Annotated in this window: 18 protein-coding genes; 8 read left to right on the forward strand and 10 right to left on the reverse strand. The window is 46.6% G+C overall.

The genetic code is table 11. From position 1 onward, the window contains the following. Nucleotides 1-164 precede the first annotated feature (164 nt). Complete coding sequence (locus tag QJR74_RS02455) at nucleotides 165-833, reverse strand: hypothetical protein (protein WP_304373034.1); 669 nt, start codon at nucleotides 831-833, stop codon at nucleotides 165-167. A gap of 447 nt (nucleotides 834-1280) precedes the next feature. On the opposite strand from QJR74_RS02455, the gene QJR74_RS02460 reads away from it, so the two are divergent. From QJR74_RS02460 to QJR74_RS02485, 6 genes are all read left to right on the forward strand, one after another. Further along, nucleotides 1281-3059: a type I secretion system permease/ATPase gene (locus tag QJR74_RS02460; protein ID WP_304373035.1), complete on the forward strand. Its 1779-nt coding sequence runs from the start codon at nucleotides 1281-1283 to the stop codon at nucleotides 3057-3059. A 6-nt stretch (nucleotides 3060-3065) separates the two neighbouring features. Then, entirely contained in the window at nucleotides 3066-4391 is a 1326-nt protein-coding gene (locus QJR74_RS02465; RefSeq protein WP_304373036.1) for an HlyD family type I secretion periplasmic adaptor subunit, read from the forward strand. A 2-nt stretch (nucleotides 4392-4393) separates the two neighbouring features. Beyond that, complete coding sequence (locus QJR74_RS02470) at nucleotides 4394-5725, forward strand: TolC family outer membrane protein (RefSeq protein ID WP_304373037.1); 1332 nt, start codon at nucleotides 4394-4396, stop codon at nucleotides 5723-5725. 426 nt (nucleotides 5726-6151) lie between these two features. After that, the gene (locus QJR74_RS02475; RefSeq protein WP_441007625.1) at nucleotides 6152-7423 is read left to right on the forward strand and encodes an OprD family outer membrane porin; all 1272 of its coding nucleotides are present in this window, start codon (nucleotides 6152-6154) and stop codon (nucleotides 7421-7423) included. Nucleotides 7424-7600: 177 nt separating this feature from the next. Next, complete coding sequence (locus QJR74_RS02480) at nucleotides 7601-8848, forward strand: amidohydrolase (protein WP_304373038.1); 1248 nt, start codon at nucleotides 7601-7603, stop codon at nucleotides 8846-8848. Nucleotides 8849-8913: 65 nt separating this feature from the next. Beyond that, nucleotides 8914-10161, forward strand: coding sequence for a purine-cytosine permease family protein (locus QJR74_RS02485; RefSeq protein WP_304373039.1), 1248 nt, complete (start codon nucleotides 8914-8916; stop codon nucleotides 10159-10161). 34 nt (nucleotides 10162-10195) lie between these two features. Here QJR74_RS02485 and QJR74_RS02490 read toward each other — a convergent pair whose 3' ends face one another. From QJR74_RS02490 to QJR74_RS02510, 5 genes are all read right to left on the reverse strand, one after another. Continuing rightward, the gene (locus tag QJR74_RS02490; RefSeq protein WP_304373040.1) at nucleotides 10196-11827 is read right to left on the reverse strand and encodes a GMC family oxidoreductase; all 1632 of its coding nucleotides are present in this window, start codon (nucleotides 11825-11827) and stop codon (nucleotides 10196-10198) included. A gap of 29 nt (nucleotides 11828-11856) precedes the next feature. Beyond that, nucleotides 11857-13338, reverse strand: a complete 1482-nt coding sequence (locus QJR74_RS02495) for a cytochrome c (protein ID WP_304373041.1) — start codon at nucleotides 13336-13338, stop codon at nucleotides 11857-11859. A 69-nt stretch (nucleotides 13339-13407) separates the two neighbouring features. Next, a complete protein-coding gene (locus QJR74_RS02500) occupies nucleotides 13408-13989 on the reverse strand; it encodes a sorbitol dehydrogenase family protein (RefSeq protein ID WP_304373042.1) in 582 nt (193 codons plus the stop codon). Between the two features lie 182 nt (nucleotides 13990-14171). Then, entirely contained in the window at nucleotides 14172-16451 is a 2280-nt protein-coding gene (locus QJR74_RS02505) for an FdhF/YdeP family oxidoreductase (protein WP_304373043.1), read from the reverse strand. A gap of 119 nt (nucleotides 16452-16570) precedes the next feature. Further along, a complete protein-coding gene (locus QJR74_RS02510) occupies nucleotides 16571-16987 on the reverse strand; it encodes a DoxX family protein (RefSeq protein ID WP_304373944.1) in 417 nt (138 codons plus the stop codon). 288 nt (nucleotides 16988-17275) lie between these two features. Here QJR74_RS02510 and QJR74_RS02515 point away from each other — a divergent pair, with 288 nt between their 5' ends. Next, nucleotides 17276-18040, forward strand: a complete 765-nt coding sequence (locus tag QJR74_RS02515) for a tyrosine-protein phosphatase (RefSeq protein WP_304373044.1) — start codon at nucleotides 17276-17278, stop codon at nucleotides 18038-18040. On the opposite strand, the gene QJR74_RS02520 is transcribed toward QJR74_RS02515, so the two are convergent. The 4 genes from QJR74_RS02520 to QJR74_RS02535 form a co-directional block, all read right to left on the reverse strand. Next, entirely contained in the window at nucleotides 18037-18681 is a 645-nt protein-coding gene (locus QJR74_RS02520; RefSeq protein WP_304373045.1) for a ZinT family metal-binding protein, read from the reverse strand. The genes QJR74_RS02515 and QJR74_RS02520 overlap by 4 nt on opposite strands. Before the next feature lie 146 nt (nucleotides 18682-18827). Continuing rightward, nucleotides 18828-20333 carry a glycine betaine/L-proline transporter ProP gene (gene proP / locus QJR74_RS02525; protein ID WP_304373945.1) on the reverse strand — a complete coding sequence of 502 codons (1506 nt, stop codon included), beginning with the start codon at nucleotides 20331-20333 and terminating at the stop codon, nucleotides 18828-18830. A 108-nt stretch (nucleotides 20334-20441) separates the two neighbouring features. Then, nucleotides 20442-22169 (reverse strand): thiamine pyrophosphate-dependent enzyme, encoded by a 1728-nt coding sequence (locus QJR74_RS02530; protein WP_304373046.1) that lies wholly within the window; start codon nucleotides 22167-22169, stop codon nucleotides 20442-20444. 74 nt (nucleotides 22170-22243) lie between these two features. Next, nucleotides 22244-23491: an aromatic amino acid transporter gene (locus QJR74_RS02535; protein ID WP_304373047.1), complete on the reverse strand. Its 1248-nt coding sequence runs from the start codon at nucleotides 23489-23491 to the stop codon at nucleotides 22244-22246. A 333-nt stretch (nucleotides 23492-23824) separates the two neighbouring features. Between QJR74_RS02535 and QJR74_RS02540 the strand changes: the two genes are divergently transcribed. Next, complete coding sequence (locus tag QJR74_RS02540; protein ID WP_304373048.1) at nucleotides 23825-24484, forward strand: OmpA family protein; 660 nt, start codon at nucleotides 23825-23827, stop codon at nucleotides 24482-24484. The last annotated feature ends 9 nt before the right edge of the window (nucleotides 24485-24493 follow it).

The following is a 24493-nucleotide window of genomic DNA, read 5'->3' on the forward strand; positions in this document are numbered from 1 at the left end:
TTCGAACTAATGAAAGATAATAAGTTGCCGAAACCAGCCTCGATAATTTTATTTCCCACTCTAAATATCCTTATTTAAATCATTATTGTGATGGCTGTTATAATAATGTTACCAAGTAAAAAATATTTTTTGGGCGATGTTTTATAGTTAATTTTATTATAGTGTTAATTTTTAGTATTTTTTTCACCACTAAAAGGGTCCCGATTTAAAATTATTCTCTTTAACATTAGTGCAGCAAAAAACATGATGGGTGATGATACTACTAGACAAAGGATGACAATAAATTTTCCTTTTGCAGAGTTAATAGTATTGATTACTCTTTCATGTGAAAGGACTTCTTTACCATCAATGATTACCTGTACAATTCTTCTGTCAGTACTGAAGATATTATATCTCTGGGTAAACCAAGCAATCCTTGCCGGTTTCCCTTGCCATCTTTTATATAATATTGGTGTGGTATCTTGTTTTGAAAATTTACCCTTATTCCCTAACTCCTCATCTATTTGTTTTGAATAAATTCGGTTTACTTCACAAGTATTTGAGCCGGTATAAGATGATACACATGAAAAAAATTCAGTTTTAGCAGGGGTTATTAATCCCATTTGGTATCTATGTCTATCTAATGGCCTAAAAGTAAACAAGCCTTCAGAATAGTGGATTTCATCTTTTTCCGGGAATTTAGTTGCATGGGTAAAATATAATGGGGTGTATAAAAAATACACACAAAAATATATAAAAGTTAAAGATTGTAACAGCGGTACAGCTGGTCTCCCCAGAATAAAATAACGTTTTTTAGTAGTAGAGCCCGTATTTTTTTCGGTGTTATTGTCCATAATATTTTTCACCTTGTATCGCTGAAAGCGATGATATCAGGCCCATGATCCCTACAAAACTTCCTTCTACAAGAATTAATTTTCTTACTTCTCATTATTCTAGTGTTCAGCAGTAAAGTATCATTAATGACCCTCTGTTATTAATAAGTATATTTCAATAAAAAATATAAATCACATAAAATTCTTAAATATAAAATTATCTAGCCGAGAAAGAGGCTGGGGGATTTTTTGTATTGCAGAGCTAATATAATGAATTTATTGAATTTTAATAAAATAACACTTAAGTAATTAATGGTTATTCAATTGGGATATCGACAATAAGTAGTTTTCTTGGCATTATTTCTGTATTCAGTAAAGATGGTTAATCCTAAGCCTAAAAATAAATAAAGATAGGTAATAAGGCTTTGGTTTGTGATAATCGACAAGGAAGGTCGAGATGGATGTTCAATGGAAAAGATGAAAAACAACTCACCTGAAACTGCTGAAAAAAAGGAGCTAATAGGTTGCGTATTAAGCTGTAAAAAAGAGTTATGGAGTATCGGTTTTTTCAGTGTGATTATTAATATTTTTATGCTGGCTCCTTCGGTTTATATGCTCCAAGTGTATGACCGAGTATTATCTTCCGGAAATAAAATGACCCTTATCATGTTAACTGTCATGGTTGTCTGGTTATTTTTTTCAATCGGGATTATTGAATGGATTCGCAATATTTTGTTGATTCGCTTGGGCGCATATTTAGATACAAGAATAAACAAGCGTATATTTTTTAGTGCATTTGAAAGTTTTCTTCGCCAAAGTACCGCTTATTCCTCCCAATCTCTGAGTGACCTGACCCTGTTAAGGCAGTTTGCCAGTGGCAATGCATTATTTGCTTTTTTTGATGCGCCTTGGTTTCCCATCTATCTGCTGATTATTTTTTTGCTGCATCCCTGGCTGGGGATGATGGCATTGGCCGGAGCTATTATGTTAATCCTGTTGGCGTGGCTGAATCAGCGTCTAACACATGATGCCATACATCAGGCAGGATCGATCTCTGCCGCAGCGACTCTGCAGGCAAACACCTGTTTACGTCAGGCAGATACCATAGCGGCAATGGGTATGCAGGAGGCGATGTATCGCAAATGGCTGACACAACATAAGGCGTTTTTACAGCAACAAAATCTGGTCAGTGAAAAAAGTGCCTCGGTCGCGGCAACGACCCGCTTTATCAGACTGGCGCTTCAATCCGGGGTTTTAGGTTTAGGAGCATTGCTGGTACTCAACGGCGAAATCACACCGGGAATGATGATTGCCGGATCAATCCTGTCAGGTAGGGTGCTTGCACCTGTCGATCAACTGATAGCAGTGTGGAAAAGCTGGGCGCAGGCACAACAAGCTTGGCAACGATTAAGTGCGTTGTTAGAACAGTTCCCGCCGAGCGGACAAGTTATGCCTCTGCCTCCACCTTCTGGAAACCTGCGTGTGGATAATCTCTCCGCAAAACTGCCCGGCCTGGCTAAATATCCGCTTCGTGATATTAGTTTCGAATTGCAACCTGGTGATGTAATGATGGTCACCGGCCCTTCCGGTTGCGGAAAATCGACGCTTGCCAGGCTATTAGTGGGTGCAGTTCAACCCTTTGCGGGGTCAGTCCGGCTGGATGGCGCAGAGATTCATCAGTATGACCCGATCACCCTTGGACCTTATCTGGGTTTTCTTCCCCAGGATATTCAACTTTTTGAAGGTACTGTGGCTGAAAATATTGCCCGTTTCTCTGATCCTGATGAAGAAAAAATAGTGACCGCAGCTCGCAATGCAGGGATCCATAAGATGATACTGCAACTTCCGGCAGGCTACGATACGGTTCTGGGGCCGACAGGAATAATACTTTCAGGTGGTCAGAAACAACTTTTGGGCTTGGCAAGAGCACTTTATAACTCCCCAAGACTGATAGTACTAGATGAGCCGGATGCCAGCCTAGATGATGAGGGTAAACAGTCATTGATTGCCGCCATCAGGACGCAAAAAGCGGCTGGCAGTACCCAAATTGTCATTACTCATACCAGATTGTTGCTACCCAGCAGTAATAAAATACTGCTGCTTAATAACGGGCAGATGAGCCAGTCAGGCAGTACTCAGCGGTTTATGCAGCGTAGTAGTACGCCAAATCAGTCAGCGCCAGAAGTTGCCGGCAAAAATCCTCGGGTTTCGAACAGCACGACAACATTAACCTGCCCCCGGGAGTGAAGTAAAATGCTGAAACCACTATCGGAACAAAGGACTCAATTTTCCCGGCCACTCAGATTGGTGCGCAATGGTGTAGCAAGCGTTGCTTTCTTTTTTACGGGGATGCTGGTATGGGCATTATGGGCGCCCTTGGATAAAGGAGTGACGGTTCCCGGTGTAGTGATAGTGACAGAAAACAGAAAGGCTGTGCAGTCAGTGTCAGGAGGAAGGATAGCCAGGCTTGATGTGCGTGAGGGGCAATATGTACGACTCGGCCAGAGACTCGTCGTACTCGATGATACGTCAGCGCGTGCACTGCGGGATAATCTGTTACATCAGCTAGTTGAAGCGAGAGCAAGCCTGAGCCGTCTGTTGGCTGAACGAGATAATTTGCCTCAGGTCATCTTTCAGGAAGAAGCGATTAACTCAGGGACGTTACCAGACGCACAGTTTATCTCAGGATTACGTTCTGCAGAGCAACAGCTTTTCCTAAGCCGCCGCACGTCGAGGCAACAGCAAAGCATAGCCATACGTTCAGCCATTAACGGAATGACTTCACAAATTTCCGGTGCGCAGGCAATGGTAGATAACTACCAATCACAATTGCGACTGCTTAATCAGCAACTACTCAGATTGCGGCCGCTGGCAGAGCAGGGATACGTAGCGGCTAACCGTCTATCAGAACTGGAGCGACAATATTTTCAGCTATTAGGAACCCAGCAGCAGGAAAACAGCAATATTGTCAGATTGCAGCAACAACGCACTGAATTGGAACACACTTTGGTTCAACATGACAGCGATTACCAGAAAGAAATCCACAGCCAATTACTCGATAATCAACATGTTCAGCAGGATCTTACTCAGCGTTTGCGTACGGCTGAATATGAGCTCAATAGCACAGTGATTACTGCTCCTGCCAGTGGCCTAGTGGTGGGCCTAGCGTTACATACGCAAGGGGGAGTTGTCGCGGACGGCCAAACACTGATGGAGATTGTCCCCGATAAGCAACCCTTGCAGATCGCGGCACAATTACCGGTGAACTTGATAGACAAAGTTTCCCCTGGAGATCAGGTTGAGCTGCTGTTTACAGCCTTTAATCAAAGCACGACCCCACGCGTTAATGGCAGTATTACGTTAGTCGGCGCAGACCAGTTACAAAATCCCACTACCGATCAGCCTTATTACGCTCTCTATATTCAGGTTAAGGGCGAGAGTAATGACTTTATTGAAACCTTTAACGTTCGCCCGGGAATGCCTGTCGAAGCTTTTATTCGTACCGGGGAGCGTTCACTGTTCAACTACCTGTTCAAACCCCTGTCCGATCGCCTGAAATCGGCCTTTACAGAGGAGTAATGATGAAACTACCTTCTCAACAGGTAAACTATTGCCTTTTGCTTATGCTGGTGGGGATTCAGCCGGTACATGCGTTGGGGATCACAGAAGCCTGGCAGCTTGCGTTGGTGAATGATCCGGAATTCCAGTCGGCCATACAGGCCAGCCAGGCCAGCCAGGAACAGGAGTCTATCGGGCTGTCGGCATTATTGCCTAAAGTGACTTATGACTACCAAAAGTCGTATAACGACTCCAGGGTAACTTCTGGCAATCGTAGTCTTGAGCGCCAATATGGTAGCTATGTATCGTCGTTATCGCTACACCAGCCGCTGCTGGATTATGAAAGCTGGTCAGTTTACCGGCAGGGGGCTGCAGGGGCAGAACAGGCAAAACAGCTAATGCGAGATCAACAGCAGAGATTACTATTGCGGTTGTTCAAAGCCTATACGGCTGTCTTGTATCATGCTGAACTGGCCGAACTGGTTGAACACCAACAACGTGTATTCACTGAACACTATCAACTCAACCAGCGGCTGTATCGGGCTGGCGAAGGAACACTTACCGATATTCTTGAAACTGAAGCGCGGCTGAATCTAGCCAGTGCTGAGAAGATCGCCGCACAAAATAATCTGGATCTCAGTCTACAAGAGCTGGAATTAATCACCGGGATGGAAGTAAAAATAGCAGAACTTACCCCGCTGCTGAAAAAATCGGGGTTGGTGCAGTCAGAATCCAATAGCTACCAGGACTGGCTGTCACTGGCGATAAAACACAATGCTCAATTGCTGGCGCTGAATCATTCTATTGAGATAGCTAAACATGAAATTGAAAAACAGCGGGCAGGGTATTTTCCCCGTGCGACCTTCATCGCCAGCTACAGAAACACCTATTCCGACGGTGAATCAAATTATCGTCAGCGCTATGACACCGGTGCAGTGGGTATACAAATCAGTGTGCCAATTTTTTCCGGTGGTGGAACCTCAGCAGCGACCCGCCGTGCACAGGCACAATATCAGCAAGCCATTAACGGCAAGGATTTACAATATAATGAAATCCGCAAACAACTACGCAAACACTATAATTTGCTGAACAGTTCTCGAGCAAAAATTTCCGCCTATCAGCTTGCTGAGCAAACTCAAAAGACCTTGATAGTGGCGACCAAGAGCAGTGTTCAGGGGGGAGAGCGTATCAATCCTGATGTACTGAATGCAGAATTACAGCTTAGAACGGTACAAAGGGATCTGTCGGAAGCGCGTTATAGTGCTGTCTCCGCTTGGCTGGAACTGCATTATTATGCAGGGTTGGTGGATGGAAAAGTGTTACAGCAACTCGCTTCATTGTTTGAGCGCCGGTAAACCGAAGCTGAAGTGCTCAAATAATATTTGTCACTACAATATACCCCTCTAGCCACTTTCCTTTTTCCATGAGGAGATGGAACGCATCGACGTCTACCAATTAACGTCCTTGCTCGGGCATTAATACTGTTATTCGTTCTCTTGGGTTATCAGAAGCTGGTGCATTGTGGTGGGACGGTCAGCTATGTGGCTAAATTAGAGACGCCGCTACCGACGATGGTCGCGCTTAGTGCCGGAGGGATGGCGTTCTCTGTTCTAAATAGCTGCGCGAAATAGTCGGTCACTTTTAGGCAACTCGGCCCGGACTGGTAATTCGATTAATCGCTTAACTTAATTTCACTTTCCCTAAGCAATAATGCTAGATTGTCAAAGTAAGTAAAACTTACCCATAAAAAATCATACAAATTTACATAATAGGCAGACACAGTGAACAAGGTTTTTTCTTTTTCTTTTTTAGCGATGTTGGTCGCCCAACCCGCTTTTGCAGCCTCTCAACAGGAAAGTAACGGTTTTATCGAAGATGGCCATCTCAATCTTTTAATTAAAAACGCGATGATCAATCGTAACTATAAAGATGAAGGGGTACGGACTCGCCGTGAATGGGGCCAGGCCTTTATTGGTACCTATAGCTCTGGCTTTACCCAAGGTTCGGTAGGCTTCGGTGTAGACGCCATCGGCCAATACGCGGTCCGTTTAGATGGGGGGCGTGGACGCAGTGGCGCGGGCGGAATTGACTACTTTTCGCAAGACAGTGATGGCCGCGCGAAGAAAGATTTGGCGAAATTTGGCGCCACGGCGAAAATGCGCTTTTCCAATACCGTTTTCAGTTACGGTACCCAACAGCCAACGCTACCTATTTTAACGTCTGATAGTTCTCGTCTGCTAGCTGAAACCTACACCGGTTTTATGCTGGATTCTCAGGAGATCGATGGTCTGGATATTACGGGTGGCTACTTCACTGCAGAGCAGCGTAAAAGCGCCGAGAGCCACGATTCAGGCTTAGATAATATCGCTTTTGGTGGCGTGAAATACGTCTTCAATGACCAGTTTACCGCTTCGGCCTATGCGTCTCATGTGCAAGATGTCGATAACAAACAATATTTAGGTTTCACTTATACCCAGCCTTTCGATGAAAAACAGAAGATGGTTTGGGACTTTAACGGTTATAACTCTCGTCTCGATAAGGCGTATGCTGAAAGCATTAATAGCGGCCGCAGTAATACCATTTGGAGCCTAGCAGCCAGTTACACCTACGATATCCATACTTTTAAAGTTGCTTATCAACAGAATACCGGTAGCAGTGGTTATATGTATGGTGGCTACCGTAATAAAGGCGGAATCGGTGATGGCGGCAATACTATTTGGCTAGCGAACTCCTATTGGTCAGACTTTAACGGTGAGGACGAGCGTTCTTGGCAAGCGGCCTATTCCGTCGATCTCGCGGGCTTAGGGATTGAAGGACTTCGTTATGATGTGGCTTATGTCCGTGGCGATAACATCAAAACCTCGGCCTCTAGTAACGGCCATGAACATGAGTTCTTCAACCAGATCCAATATAAGATCCCATCAGGGTTCGCCAAGGATCTTCAGTTAGGTATTCGTTACTCAGTATTACGCGTCTCATCTGATGCTTCTGACTACAATGCTGGCGGGAATGAAATTCGCGTTATCGCTCAGTATCCATTGTCAATTTTCTAAGCGTTATGGGTCGTCATCCTTTCATGGATGGCGACCGGTAGGTTACTCTTCTATTCCTTCGATGTTTTGTCACTAAATCACTTTTTGTTAATCTTCAACAATATCTTTAATCAATAACTCTCACATCCTTGTTAACTCTTCTAGCCTAAACCCAGGCTTCTCATTGACGAGGTAACGATGAATCCAACCTTATTAGCATTACAACCCACTATCCAAGCGCTGCTACCTAAGCTCGAAGCGTTATATAAAGATCTTCACCAACATCCTGAGTTATCGATGCAAGAAGTGAGAACCGCAGCGATAGTCGCTAAAAATCTTCAGCATTTTGGTTATCAAGTCACCGAAAAGATCGGAGTAACCGGTGTTGTTGGGCTTTTATCAAACGGTGAGGGACCGGTCGTTATGTTACGAGCCGATATGGATGCCTTACCTATGCCTGAAAAGACTGGCCTACCCTATGCGAGCCGAGCAGTGGGCACCCTTGAAGATGGAACGCCAACCCCAGTCTCCCATATGTGCGGCCATGATATGCATGTAGCCTGGTTAATCGGTGCTGCGGAAATTTTTGCCACGCATCGAGAACTCTGGAAAGGAACGTTAATGTTGGTATTCCAACCTGGAGAAGAGATTGGTAAGGGCGCCTTAGCGATGATTGAGGCGATGGAGCATTTCCCTAAGCCAGATATTATCTTAGGGCAACATGTGATGGTGGGTAAGGCAGGATCGATAGGATATCGGGCGGGGGCCATTTTAACGGCGGGCGATAGCTTACACGTTACCTTTCATGGCCGCGGGGCACATGGCTCAATGCCGCAAAATGCGATCGACCCGGTGATGATGGCAGCACATTCAGCCGTGCGTTTACAGACTATTGTCTCGCGAGAGGTCTCTCCTCTCGATAGCGCCGTCCTGACGATCGGTTCGATTCAGGCAGGGACGAAAGAAAATATCATACCGGATGAGGCGACCTTAAAACTGAATATGCGCAGTTACAAAGATTCAGTACGCGACAAGATGATCAGTTCAGTGAAGCGTATCTGCAGTTGCGAGAGCCATGCCTCCGGCGCCGGTGACCCAGAAATTAATTTTATTGATAGTTATCCTGTCACGGTAAATGACGCTCAGGCCACGGAGAAATTGGCACAGCAATTTATTGCCCATTTTGCCGAGCAATGTTTCGAGACAGAACCGGCCACCGCGAGCGAAGATTTCAGCCAATTCGGCCGTCATTGGCAAGTACCCTATGTTTTCTGGTTTGTTGGAGGGACAGATCCGCAGGTTTGGGATCAGGCTCTGCAAACGCAAAGTGTCTCGAACATTCCTGCCAACCACTCTTCGCAATTTACGCTTCACTTGCCTGGTACGTTACAGGCTGGATTGGAAGCGATGCTGGTGGCCGCGTTAACATGGTCAGCAGCGCCTTAATCAGTCTAACGACGGCATGATTATTGCTTCTCTTCTCCTTATTGTTGAGTGGTGGAGAAGAGAAGATGACCAAAACATTTCAGGAATATGAGCATCAAGCCGTACCCATTGCAGCCCGCAAAAGTGTTTTTTCTATAGCGATTATCTGGTCGGGTTTTCCGATGGTGATGGTCGGGGCCTTTGTCGGGGCACAGATCATTAATGGGCTAGGTTTTCGACGTGGGATGTTAGCTATCCTTATCGGTAATCTGCTTCTCGCTGGCTATGTGGCAGCATTAAGCGCATTTGCCGCTAAAGAGGGAAAAAGCTTTGGCCTCATCTGCCGACAACTTTTTGGCGAGTGGGGAGGAAAGCTGATTACCTTTTTCTTGTCAGGATTAGTCGTTGGCTGGTTTGCCGTACAAACAGGACTGGCGGGAGAATCGGTTTTTAAGGTATTTGGCCTTTCGCAGCCGGTTGCCATAGTAGTGGTGGGGGGACTTTTTACCTTACTCGCGACCGCCGGTTTACCCATGCTAAAACCTATCAGTATTCTTTCGATAGTTCTATTTATCTTTACGGGGATAGTCAGTTTAGGGCTTAATTTTCAGCACCATACGCTCGCTCAAATCATAGCGTATCAACCTAGCCATTCGACATCAATGGCGCTAGGGGTTGGGGTTACGCTCGCGATCTCGGTATTTATCGATTCAGGTACATTGACCGCCGATTTCACTCGCTGGTCGAAAAGTCCGACTCAAGCGGTGATTGCTTCGTTATCAGCCTTTCCTATAGCTAATACGATCCCCATGCTAGTGGGGGGAATTGTGGCGGCCAGCCTGACTGCGACAGACGGTAATTTTGCTCAGCTACTTAATCAACTCGGCCCAGGCTATACCTTTTTTGCAGCGATCTTCTTTGTGATCAACTGTGCCTCAGTGGCCACCCATGGCCTTTATAACGCAGCAGCCGGGTGGGGGAGCTTATTTAATCTTCCTTTCCAACGTTTAGCCGTTATCCTCGGTGCCGTCGGGACAGGATTGGCCCTCGCGGGGATCACTGAATTTTTAGTCAGTTGGTTAAGTTTACTGGGTATTGTTGTACCGGGAATTGGCGGGGCAATGATTGCTTGGAGCATGATAGGACGAGGGCGTTTTACACCGAACGCGCTATTAATAAGTTGGGGATTCTCAATCTTTTGCAGCACAGTCGCCGCGGTTTATGCGCCACAATATTCGGTGGCCACGATAGCCATCCTTTCAGCCTTCATTGCCGCTTGTGTGCTGTTAACTTGTTTACCGCAGAAGGTGGCGACGAGCGAACACCTGGGATAAATCATAACCGCCCCAGTTGGGGCGGTATTAGGACTTAGGCGTGTAGCATCTCTTTCTTAATACTGTCGCAAGCACGTAACGACAGGGCAACCATACTCAGGGTTGAGTTAACGGTTCCCGCTGCGGCCATGGCACCCCCAGACGCGATATAAAGATTTTTATGGTCATGGGTACGCATCCATTTATCGACCACTGAATCTTTCGGATCATGTCCCATAATGGTTCCGCCCATAATGTGGTTATTTGGGTTAAACCAAGGGGTCATCTCAATCTCAGTTGCCCCAAATAATTTCGCAATGTTCATCAGGTGTTGACGAGAATGCACCGCAGAGCGACGCACATAATCACCGACATCATAAGTGACATGTGGGAAAGGGATACCTAACTTATCTTTACGCTCGGTACTGAGGGTCAGGCGGTTATCAGGATGGGCTAGTACATCATGGTTAACATAAATATCCATCCCGCAAGCAGCACGACGACGGATCTCTTCATCTAATTTCTTACCCACTAATCCCATTTGTAGCGCTTTTACCCCAGCTTTGTGGTTTTGCGAGGTATTATTCATCCCGATTTGGATCGCAGAGTGATCACGGCGGAAATCGCCATCACGGAAGTTAGTGATCGAACTCATTTGTACGGATCCACCGCCGGTCCAGATCGGTTCTGCCGCTTGGAAGCTCATCAGGATTCCTGGGTGATCCATCATGTTGCGGCCCACTTGGCCAGAACTGTTAGCGATCCCATTTGGGTTACGATCGTTGGCCGCCAGCAGTAATAACTTCGGTGTTTCGATACCGTTACCGGCGAGAACGAATGTCTTCGCGGTGACGGTGTGCGACACTTTATCGGGATCGTAATAGTGCATGGCAGTGATGTTATTGTCTTTATCGGTATCGATACGATAAACCACTGCATTTGCGATAAATTTAGCGCCAGCATTTTCTGCTTTGATGACACTGTGGATACCGTTATACATCGCCCCAATTGGACAAATTGGCATACAGTTGTTGTTACCACAGCACTGCGGACGTCCATCGTAAGGGCGGCTGTTGCGTCCTTGTGGAACCGGAGTATTGATATAGCCAGCTTGTGCAACCACTTCTGTAAAGCGACGATCAGCCGGACCGTAGGGCATAGGCTCCATAGGGAAGGGCTTTTTACGCGGTGCGACATACTTTAATGAAGTATCATTGGGGCCATTGACCCCAATCAGCACTTCGGCACGATAATAATAATCTTCTAACTCATCATAAGTCACTGCCCAGTCGCGACCCACACCGTAAGTACTTTTTAATTGTAAATCAGCGGGCAGGAAGCGCCAGCAAGATGCCGCCCAGTGCCATGTTGTGCCACCAATTCCTTTAATCATTCCTTGGCGGAAAGCGCTCGCATCCGGGCCTGACACCTCAGGATATTCGTTGTAAGGATTCATTTGTGGATGCACCGCCCAAGGCTGGGCGGGATAAGGTGTTGCATAGTCAGACTCTGACTTGTTCACCGGTGGCATATTACGCCAGTTTTCGACCACTTCTCCACGTTCCCAACGCGGGCCCGCTTCAAGTACTAACACGGAGAGTCCCGCTTCGGCTAACTCTTTTGCCACGGTACCGCCGCAGATCCCTGCGCCTACAACCACGACATCTGCACTATATTGTTCTGACATAACACCCTCTCACTGCGAATTCGAATGGTTTATCCACGGGACTTATTACGTGAACGGCGGATAACCAGTAATACGATAATTAACACCACTAAGACCGCTCCACCAATAGTGGCGGGTCCAGCAACACGTGCGAGTAGAGGTTGTGCCCCTCCTTGACGCAACGCGGTAACCTGTTCAGGCGTTACCTTTAGATCGGGATTACCATATTGTTGGAAAATATAATTACTGAGGCTGGCAATTTGCTGATCACTTAGGGCCTGAACTTGAGAGTCCGGTCCAAAGCTTGGCATCAAGACTTCTTTGCCTTTCACCTCACGTTGCACCCCAAATAAGATGGCAGAAACCAAGTTGTTTGGGGTATTTCCGCCAGTAGCGGTGTTATGTGACAGCGATGGGTAGAAATGGTCTGCAGTACCTTGGCCATCTGGCTGGTGACAGCTTGCACACGCACTATCGTAAAGCGCTTTACCGCTCATATTCTGCGGTAAACCAATACCTAAGTCTGCGGTACCTCGTACCTCGGTATCGACGTTAGAGGCTTGTCCAAAATCACCGGTTGCCTTGGCTTGATGAGGCTGTGCATGGGCTGGCAGGCTTTGTAGATAAGTGATAATGGCTTCGATATCGGCATCATGCAGATGTTGTAGGCTGTTGGTGACCGCCTCAGCCATCGGACCGGCTGCCTGCGCTTTACCTGGGACATCACCGGTTTGTAGATATTGCTTTAACTGATCTCGCGACCAGCTACCCAACCCGCTCATCTTATCGGAGGTCAGATTCGGCGCGTACCAGCTGCCTAACGCCGCACCACTCAGCGCATCAGCCCCTTGTTTCTGCGCCATCATTAGGTTACGAGGAGAGTGACACTCTCCGCAGTGTTCAAGGTTATCCACCAGATATTTCCCGCGGTTCCACTCTGCACTTTGTGAGGTATCGTTTTCATAAACCCCCGATTTTAGGAACAGTAAGTTCCAACCCATCATCATCTGACGGATATTAAAGGGGAAACTGAGGGCCGTGGTTTTATTCTCGGTATCGACCGGCGCAACACTCTGCATAAAGTAAGTGTAAAGCGCATGAATATCCTCATCGGTTAAGCCAGAGTAAGAAGCATAAGGCATGGCCGGATAGAGATGCGCACCGTCGCCACGGATACCGTGGCGTACGGCTTGTTCAAACTGTTGCTCGGTATAGGAACCGATGCCAAATTGCTTCGACGGCGTGATATTGGTGGAGTAGATGACGCCCATCGGTGAGTGGATCGCGTAACCGCCAGCAAAAGGTTGCTTGGTGGTAGGATCGGTATGGCACGCTGCACAGTCTGCGGCGATGGCCAAGTATTGTCCTTTGGCAATCAGGTTTTGTTGCGTTTGTTCAGGAGAAGGCGCTTGAACAGGCACTTGTTCAGCGGCTTGAGTAACGCCTACGCAGCCGCCTAATCCAAGGCAGATCGCCGAAATTTTCAGGGCTAATTGACTCGCACGAAGGCGAGTTGAAAAAAAATTTCTCACAGTAACTCCAATAGGTGGAATTAGTTATCGGTAACATTTTTTCTGAAACAACAGTGTTGGCTCAAAATTTTAGAATGTTAATAAACGATCAACCGGGGGTGGCTCAGCCGTCCAGTAGTCAGGACCATTGTGCGCATAGGTTGGGATCACCATGCCGTCACGGGGAACCTGGTACATCAGCGCATTCTGGTAAGAAAGCACCTGTGCATGGTGGCTATTGTCCACAACGCCAAGATACCAACCGCGGATGATAGACATCATCACCTCATGCAGCGGTTGACCTTGTAGTTGTTGATCAAGTGCTTCCACATCGGTAGGTTTATGCTCGTCGATCCACTGCGCTAAGGCTGCATACTGGTCTGAGAATTGCGCAGAGTGCTGATGAAGCGCTTCCCACAGACGCTGACCTAAGGTGGTATCGAGCGTATGGTGCCCGGTTAATAAGCGAGAAACCTTGAGAAATTGATTGAGAGTATGTTGATCAGGGGCCGTCACTGCGGCAGATTCTGGCGTCGCGGCAATGGCATGCCCCGTCAGAACGCTACCGATGGCGAAACTCGCCACTAAGCCACCTGATTGACCAAAGAGGCGCCGACGTGCTGCCCCTTCTTTGCTTAGACCTTGCTCAGAAAATTGTTTTTCGTCTTTCATCGTAGTTATTCTTAGTATTAGTCATTCATTGGAACGCTATGCGTAACAAAAGAGTAACGTAATTTTTTGTAAAAATACTCAAAAAAAAGATTTAGATCACAAAAAAAACATTTTTAAACAATTCTGATAAAAATTCCTTATTAATACTCTGGCCTGCAGCAGGGGGGAAAGCTTAATTGCCCCTATACGGGTTCCGTTTCACGCAGCACTAACTTGACCGGTAAGGACTTATAAGCCGGGGTTCCGCTTTGCTTGTCGCGATAACTTAACGGGATAAGAATATTGGCCTCAGGGTAGTAGGCGCCTACAGAACCTTTGGCAATAGCATATTCAATCACAGTGATCTGCTCCATCTTAGCCTCGCAATCAGTTAACGCGGTCACGATATCCACGACATCGCCATGTTCTAACCCTTGCTCACTCATATCTTCTGGGTTCATAAACAGCACATCTCTCCGCCCGAATACACCTCGATAGCGGTCATCTAAGCCATAAAGCGTGGTGTTATATTGGTCATGGCTGCGTAAGGTGATTAAACGAAAGACTGGCTGCTCGGTCAGCGCGTGATCTTCATTCAGCCCCGAGTAGACCATAAAGTGCGCCCGACCAGAGGGCGTGGGCCATTGACGCTGAGTCGGCGGTAAAGGCATGCGAAAACCACCTGGTTGTTCAATACGTTGGTTGTAGTGTGTAAATCCGGGGATGGTGGCCTCAATGGCATCGCGGATACGCGCATAATCCTCGACATAATAGGCGTAGTTCACCCGAGAGTGGGGTAAGGTCGCTTGTGCGATTCCGGCGACTATTGCGATTTCTGATAATAACGCGGGAGAGGCGGGTTTTAACTTACCAGCGGAGGCATGCACCATCGACATACTGTCTTCCACCGTAATCGATTGTCGACCTGTGGCTTGCTTGTCAATTTCCGTGCGCCCTAAACAAGGCAGGATTAGGGTTTCTTTCGCCACTAGCAGGTGGCTACGATTGAGTTTAGTCGCAATGTGGACACTCAGTTCTAATTCCTTGAGTGCTGGGAAGCAGTGTTCGGGATCGGGAAGCGCGACAGCGAAGTTCCCGCCCAAACAGACCAAGGCCTTGGATTCTCCACGAATAATCGCCTCCATCGCTGCTGCAGCATCGTGGCCGTGTTCACGTGGTGCACGTATCCCAAAGAACTGGTCCAGATCCTGTAAGAAACGTTCAGTGGGTTTTTCAGAGATCCCTACGGTTCGGTTACCTTGAACATTTGAGTGTCCGCGTAGTGGGCAGATCCCCGCGCCAGCTTTACCAAAGTTACCGCGCATCAACAGCAAACTCGCAATTAGCTGTACGTTTTCGGTACCGTGCTCATGCTGAGTAATACCCATACCGTAGGTGATAATAGTGGCTTTGGAGTTAGCATAATGTTCAGCGACACGAGTAAGCTGGTCGAGGGTTAATCCACTGGCTGACTCAATGGCTTTCCAGGAAGTTGCACGAAGATCCTCAGCAAATTCTTCGAAACCAAGCGTATGTTCGTCGATAAAAGGATGATCCAGTATATCTCGATTGACGGCATCCATCTCTAATAACGCTTTAGCAATACCTTTTAACGCTGCGGCATCCCCCCCTGCTTTAACTTGATAATAGGACGAGGCAATATCCGTCGATTGATAAGTTGCCATCTCTATGGGGTTTTGTGGATCAGCAAAGCGTTCTAACGCACGTTCTTTCATCGGATTGAAGACGATAATCGGCACGTTTCGGCGAGCCGCCTCATGTAGCGTTCCCATCATTCTTGGGTGATTCGTACCAGGATTATGGCCGATTGAGATAATAAGTTCAGTTTTATCAAAGTCTTCCAGAGATACAGTCCCTTTACCAATACCAATGGAGTGAGGCAATCCAACGCTCGTCGCTTCGTGGCACATATTCGAGCAATCAGGAAAATTATTACAGCCGTATTCGCGGATCATCAGTTGATAAAGATAAGCGGCTTCGTTAGAGGTCCGCCCAGAAGTATAGAATTCAACCTGTTTAGGTGACAAAGTCTGTAGGGTTTCCCCAATAAGGCTAAAGGCCTGTTCCCAACTGACAGGTTTTAAGGTATCGGTGTCCGCATCATAGCGCAGGGGTTGAGTGAGGCGGCCATAGCCTTCAAGTTCATAATCACTACGGGTGAGTAGGGTACTGACTGGGGTCTTACTCAGAAATTCAGCGGTAACACGTCGTGAAGTGGCTTCCCAAGTGACGGCCTTGGCGCCGTTTTCACAAAATTGGAAGGTGGAATGATGATTTTTGTCTGGCCAAGCACATCCTGGGCAATCGAAGCCATCGGGTTGATTGGTATTGAGTAGTGCTTTCGGCGCAACTAAGGTGTCCATCTGCGTTTTAACGGCAATCGCAGTAGCCTTCAATGCCCCCCAGCCGCCAGCCGGACCGTTATAAGAATGAATACCAGGAACTTTACGCTTGGTCGACATGAGTGACTCCATTAGGCTAGGGGATTGGTTTAATTATAGGCGCCTAATGATGTCAAGCAAGGGGGTGAAGTGTGTCGATACGTGAAGGGGAGTGAGAGCATCTCCTTCCCCCTAGCCAATTACTCTTTAGAAAGGCTGTATTTTCCAGCACCAATTAGCATAACGACCAGACCGCCGACTAAGTAAAGCGCCTCGGTCTCCAATGCCCAGGCCCCCACGTCGGTGGTATGCCAGAAGTTAGCGCCAGCAATAAGTATTACGGCAAACACCATGTTAATGGCATAAATAAGTCCAGCCACCCGAGTAAAGAGCCCAAGGATAATACAGAGTGGAGCGACGATCTCTCCAAGGTAAGCACCGTAAGCCAAGAAGCTTGGAAAGTGATGGGCCGCAAGGATTGGCGCAATCCACGATACACCGTGCGTTAACTTGAAATATCCGTGGAATAGCATTAACCCCCCCAGTAATACTCTGAGAAGTAAACGCCCAGCATTGGGGTGATCCACAGCATGATTGAATTTAGTGAGTAGTGTCATCACAGCATCTCCTGTTGAAAAACCAATCATAAGGCGAAATAGTTACGTGATGAAATTGAATAAATTTGAATATGATAGAAAAAAAATTTGTTCTAAATTCAATAAGTAATTAATTGAGGGTTAAAGAGTCAGTGTTTTGTATTAGGTATCAGCCAATTTATTTTATCTAGCGTTCGCGGTTAAACCGACACTAAAAGCTATGATGCTGATCATCTTATAGGGAGAAAAACCGTCGTATGATGATTGTCTTATCTTTTAAGGCTAGGTTCTCAAGGAGAAAACGCCACTATGTCTCAACAGGTTAGGTTAGAAAGCATTGCTAATTTTCGTCAATTAGGAGGGCTGATTGGGGCGAAGGGGAAAAAAGTTCGGCCAAATTGTTTATTTCGCTGTAGTGCGTTGGACCGGCTTACAACACAGGATGCTGAGCAATTAGCCCGTTTAGCAGGTGTTACTATTCTTGATTATCGTGATATTCATGAAGCGAAGGCGAAACCTGACCAGATTATCACGGCAGCAAATTATCTTAATATCCCTGCCAACCCCCCTGATCTTGCCGTCGATGCGAAGGTAGTTGAATTCTCGCCGCAGGCAATTGAAGCATTGGATGTTGACCGCTTTATGACCCAGCTCTACCAGCAATTACCCTTTAATAATCCGGCTTGGCATCAGTTGATTGCTACGCTGAGTCATCCTGAAACTAATACGGTTATTCAACACTGTGCAGTGGGTAAAGATCGAACGGGTATCGGCTGCATGATTACCCTATTGCTGCTGGGTTGTGATGAATCAGTGATCATCAATGATTATTTAGCGACCAGTGGTAGATTAACGGGGCTAGGCCATCAGGCTTTGGCGCAGTGGCCAGCAGAGGTTAGTAACAAAGCTCGACAAAACTTTCAAATTTTACTCTCGGTTGATAAAGCTTGGTTAACGGCAGCATTTACTGCTATCAAGCAGCGTTATTCAAGTTTTGAACAGTGGCTGGAACAGGAATATGGCGTTACCGCATCGCAACGCCAAGCGATACAAGATAAGTGGCTAGAAGCTTAGTGATGGATCATATCTTCAATAATGTCTTTCTCCATCATCTGGTAAGGAAAGTAAGTTGGCCAATGATGGAGCTCACTAAATAACGCCTGCTGGGAGTCATTACCTAAGAAAATATGGAAATGATCAGAGTGATGCGGCGCGATTCGATGATCGCTGAATTGTAAGTAACGCGGTGCTTTGGAGGCCGGATCACGGCATTCGAACAGATACCGCACTCCGCGTTTACCTGAAGGATATGTCAGGATCTGATGGCCCGCACTCTGGTAGTGACAGGAGGTTTTATTCTGACCTTGTATAAATTCGACCTGTCCGTTCTCGATTTCGATACTATCGATATCTGTCTGATAACCGGTTTGATAGTATTGTGCAATCTCATTTTCAGATTTATGTTGAGCGGCTGCTTTGGCTTTGAATACCGGTGCTAATGCTCCTTTTTGTAATAACGGATAAACGGATTGCCAGACACCATCCCAATCAGAGAGAGGACGGTCTGCAACCTGCTGATCACTGAACTCACCTTGCGAAATCTTTTTATCTTCTGCGCTCATAACATGGCTATGACTGCCATGTGCCCAGACTGCGTTAGGTGTACTACAAAGTAAGGCCAAAACTAGCCCTTTTTTCAGAGGTGTGAATGCCATGGTAAACCCTTAGTTATGTTTTGTTATAATATAACATAAAATAACTAAGGGGTTATTAATATAATATTTCTTGTTGAGCTTCTCTTATTAAGGATTGATTGAGATATGAACTAAAACGGCTACCTTTGAGTAGCCGTCTAGTAGGACTAGTGATTAATCTTTGGATGCTGATCGACCAAATTACGTCGTTTTTGTTTCAACTCTTCTATTTCGTGGTCAATATCTTCGATTCGCTGCTCGATACCATCGTGGTGTTCTTGCAGCAGCTCTTTTGCTTCTTCCAAAGAGGAGGCCGCAGGCGTTCCACCATAAAGCGGCTTGTTAGCCGTCTCACGCATGGTAATACCTGTAATCGCACCGATAATACCGACCACCACTAAATACCAACCTGGCATATAAAGGTTACCGGTCGTTTCGACTAACCACGCGGTGAGGGTAGGGGTAATACCTGCGATCAGAATCGAGATATTGTAGGTACTGGCCAGGGCGCTATAACGAACCTCGGTCGGAAACATAGCGGGGAGTGTCGAAGCCATCACACCAATCAGACAGTTAAGAATAATGGCTTGGATTAAGAGACCAAAAAATAGTGCCACTAAACTGTGCTGTGTGATCAGCATAAAGGAAGGAATCGAGAATAATACCATTGCAACACTACCGATAATGATAAAAGGACGACGTCCAAACTTATCACTCAGCAGTCCCATGATGGGTTGCACAAAAAGCATGGCGACCATGATCACAACGATGATAAATACACCGCTATTTTCCGAGTAGTGTAAGTCGTGGCTTAGGTAGCTAGGGACGTAGGTCAATAGCATGTAATACGCCACATTGGTAGTAATGACGATACCAATACAGGAGATCAGATTACGCCAGTGTTTACGGGCAACCTCTTTAAATGGAACAGAAGGCCCCTCGCTTAATCCCTGCTTAGATCCTTCTTCCAGTGATTCAACATGTTTTTGGAATGCAGGAGTCTCTTCTAAAGCGTGGCGAAGATACAGACCAATAAAGCCCAGTGGTAGCGCCAAGAAGAACGGGATACGCCATCCCCAGTCATTAAACGTCTCTTGGCCCAAGATGGCGTTTAAGAGGACCACGACACCTGCCCCACATATAAAGCCAACTAAGGAGCCGAAATCGAGCCAACTCCCCATAAACCCGCGTTTTCGGTCGGGAGAATATTCTGCAACAAAGATTGAAGCTCCGGTATATTCACCGCCAACTGAGAATCCTTGTACCATCTTGGCAATTAATAGCAAAATGGGTGCCCAAATACCGATGGTGTTGTAAGAGGGGATAAGGCCAATACAAAAGGTACTAAGCGTCATTAATATGATGGTCATCGCAAGAATCTGTTGCCGACCATATTTATCACCCAATCTGCCAAAGAACATTCCGCCAATCGGACGAATGATAAAAGGAACGGAGAAGGTGGCGAGTGCAGCGATGATTTGAATACCTGGTGATGCATGAGGGAAGAACACTTTACCCAATACCGTGGCGACATAGCCATAGACACCAAAGTCAAACCATTCCATGGCGTTCCCTAATGCGGCGGCAGTAATTGCTTTTTTGAGTCGACTGTCGTCAATAATGGTTACATCGCTCAGGCCGATAGGTTTTACTTTTTTTCGTTTAATTTTCAGCATAGGCTTTCCTTACGCAATTAAGACCCCGAATAAATCAAAGTTATAAGCATAGACTACTCTCCCCAAAGCGTTGCTTTGGGGAGTAAACAATTTCTTGCGTGCTATCTACTTACCGAGCTTCTGACTTATTTCGCTACCCACGAAGCTGGCGACATCGGCCAACCGACCATGGAAGAGAGCTTTAGTGGCGTATAACGCGGTGTCGGCGACTTGCGTTAATGAGATTTCGGGTGGCATCACCAGTTCATTAGGGTGGGTATGAACGTCCAAAAGAGCGGGGCCGGGGTGGGCCAGAAAACGCGCGATAGACTCTTCTAAAGTTTCAGCTTCAACCACTTTTTGGCTATAAAGACCGATGGCGCCGGCCACTTTGGCAAAATTGTCGTTTTTCAGCTTGGTGTAGTGGTCGAGTAAACCTTCGACTTTTTGTTCCAATTCAACAAAATTCAACGAGCCGTTATTAATCACAACCAGTTTCACCGGTAAAGCTTCCTGAACCAACGTAAATAGGTCGCCCAATAGCATACTTAATCCGCCATCCCCGCAGAGGGCTATCACTTGTCGTTCAGGATAGGCAACTTGTAAACCAATTGCTTGTGGCATGGCATTGGCCATGGTGCCGTGCAGCAAACTGGCGAGAGTTCGACGAGACCCTAAGCTGTCGATATGCCTTAATAGCCATACCATTGCTGACCCTCCATCGGCGGTAAAAAGGGCATCTTTGGCTGCGTGTTGATTGAGTAAGCTCACCAGATATTGTGGGTGAATAGGGTGCCCAGTGGCGCGCTGTTCTTCTTTATGGCGACGCTTAACTGACTTCTCGCGTACTTTGGCAATCTGCTGAAAGAAGGTGTCATCATCATGGCTGTTAATCAGAGGCAGTAGCGCAGTGAGGGTATCGCTAACGCGGCCTACTGCACCGAAGGTGATGGGATGGCGACGGCCCAAATGGGTAGCGTCTTGGTCTATTTGGATGATCGTGGCGTGATCGGGATAAAACTGTGACCAAGCAAAGTCTGCACCCAGGAGCAATAAGACATCACACTGCTTAATTGCCTCAAATCCGGCCTCACAGCCAAAGATACCTGTCATGCCAACAGAGTAAGGATTATCGTATTCGATAAAATCTTTACCACGAGACGTGTTGACGACCGGCGCCTTTAACTTCTCCGCTAAGGCGACGAGATCATCGTGCGCCCCCTCACAGCCGGCGCCAGCATAGAAGGCGATACGCTTACCTTTATTAAGTAACGCGGCGATGGTCTGCAGTTCGTGAAGATTGGGAATCAGTTGGGGCTGTGGCTGCCAAATTGTTTGAGTCACCGCATGGGTCTTGGCTTTACTGATGTCAACAGGGACTACGACCACGGCCACACCACGTTGGTTGAGCGCAGCTTGGCAAGCTCGACGGATCACTGCTGGAGCTTGGTCTGGGGTCAAGATTTGTTCACAGAATACTGAGCAGCTTTGATAAACAGAAAGAAAATCGACTTCTTGGGGGAAGTCATTACCCAGTAATTCACTGCTGATCTGGCTGGCAAGCAGAATAACAGGAGCGCGATTACGGTGGCTTTCAAATAGACCATTAATGAAGTGTAATCCGCCTGGGCCGCAGGATCCCGCACAGGCGGTCAGTCTATCCGTCATAAGGGCTTCAGCCCCCGCAGCAAAGCCAGCAACTTCTTCATGGCGAACATGGAGCCACTTTATACTGCTACGACTCATTTCGTCGGTAATATAATTGAGCGTATCACCCACTACGCCATAACAGTGTTGTACACCAGCTTTTTCAAGCTGTTCAATAATGAGTGATGCCACTGACCGTTCAGACATGATAGACCCTCAATACACTTTTTGACTAAGTATAGTGCGGGTCTACAACTCTGCTTGAGGGGGGGCACTTATCCCTAAAAGAGAGGAATAAGATCGAGTTGGCTCCCCACCCAAGCGACGATATTTACCAGACCAAATGCCACCACTAACAATATGGCGATCTTCTGACTAATAGGACGGCAATTACCCTGTGCGAAACGAGAATGAGCGTTCCAAGCAAGCAGTGCTGGCGTGAAGAGTGCCCAGAACGTGGCTAATAATCCCGCATAACCAATCGCCAATAAAAATCCTTGAGGAAATAAGATCGAAGCAATTAAGGGGGGACAGAAAGTGATAAGGGCGGTTTTGGCGCGCCCACTACGACTATTATCAAAACCAAGCTTATCGGCAACAAAATCAAATAACCCGACAGTCACCCCTAAGAAAGAGCAGATTACGGCGAAGTGAGAAAAAATATCTAGCAGCAATCCAAGCGATTTTTGAGAAATCCGGTCGTGCATTGCTTGAATCAACGCATGGATATCGCCCCCTTGGCGACTAATCTCTGGAAAGGCCTGACGCGGGATATTGCCCATAGTGCAGGTTAGCCAGAAGAGATAAATAATTAACGCAAATAAGGTTCCGCCAATTAATGCCCGTTTCACTTTACGCTCATTACCTTGGTAATAGGTAATTAGCCCGGTGATATTGCCGTGAAAGCCGAAAGAGGCCAGACAGAAAGGGACCACTGCTAACAAGAATGGCCAATAAGTCGTTGGCTGCTGTACATTTTCTTGCGGTGTTAGGAGCTGGGATAGGTCAATGTGATGAATTAACCCCCCAAATAACATAAAAAAGAGCAGGAGTTTCGCAACTAAACAGAGGGTAATCAGCCGACTGACCCCTTTAGTCCCTAGCCACACAACGAGCCCCACCACTGCAGTCAGCAATCCCTTCGCTTCAGCGCTATTAAGTCCAATACCTAAGGAGTTCAACGATTGTTGGTAAACAGGACCGCTGGCTGAAATATAGGCATAAGTTAGGATACCCAATACAAATGTGATGCTCAATCCATTGAGGCGTCCCCACCATTTAGGCGTGAGCGCTTGGGTGAGCGTATCGTAGCCGGCGCCGAGGGGAAAATGGAGACTGACTTTCATAAACAGTAGTCCCGATAACAGCATGCAGAACCAACTGATCACTAACATGAGGACTGACCAACTATACCACGCGCCAGCCATCACAACAGGAAGGGTAAACATGCCTGCACCGGCGACGGTACCGCAAATGATCATGGCTCCCCAGGCACTGGATGGTGACGAGGCCTTTTTGGAATGGGGCATCTGTACTCCTCAATGAGAACGCTAAAAGGCGCCGACTATAGCAGGTCTTCAGGTGAGGCACTAATGAAGATTAACTCTCTCTTTTTACTAGACTTTTAATTAATTATTCTAATGTGTTGTTGCTACAGATAATTCTTAACTTAACTTTTTTAAAAAAATTGTTTTTGGTGAAACCTATTTTTAATTTCATAGAGTTATGAGTGTTATTGCGTGAAAAGTGAAATTTTTGTTTCTTGATATAATTCAAGCTTGTTCTAGGATTAAAGTTAAGTTTACGGAATACGAAACTTTTCATTAACGTTACGCGACGAGTTTATTTAATTGAGGTGATTTATGGATAAAAGAACTGACAAGAAACTTGTGGATCCAGTAATTGATCAACAAATTATTAAGCAGAAGAAAGGCAAAGGAATTTGGTGGTTACTTCTCGCCATTATCATTATTATTCTCGCGATTTGGTTTAGTACTCAACGAAATAATAATGATGCTGCCCCAGCACCTTCATCCTCTCCGTCAGCGATGTCACAACCGGCACAGCAACCTGCGGCAACTGATCAGTCAACGCCACCTGCAGCGCCAACAACTGATAACGATAGTGCGTTAACTGCACTGCAGCAATATTATGCAGGTGAAGGGAACGACGACAGCCAGTGGATTGATTTGAACCAAGTCAGCTTTGCTACGGGCAATGCTACCCCTACGGTTACTGACGAACAGTCTTTGAATCAGGTGGCTACTTTAATCAGCCAACACCCTGACCACAGCATTGTTGTGCGTGGCTTTACTGACAGCACTGGTACTGAAGCCATTAACCAACCTTTGTCGGGACAACGAGCTAACGCCATCAAAGACTGGTTGACTCAGCACGGCGTAGACGGTTCTAAAATTACTATTGACGGCCAAGGTGCAGACCATGCTGTGGCAAATAATGACACTGCCCAAGGTCGAGATCAAAATCGTCGAGTAGCGATTCAAGTGAAAGCGGCTCAATAAGTTATCGGG

Source organism: Tatumella ptyseos (assembly GCF_030552895.1).
GTDB classification, from domain to species: Bacteria; Pseudomonadota; Gammaproteobacteria; order Enterobacterales; family Enterobacteriaceae; genus Rosenbergiella; species Rosenbergiella ptyseos_A.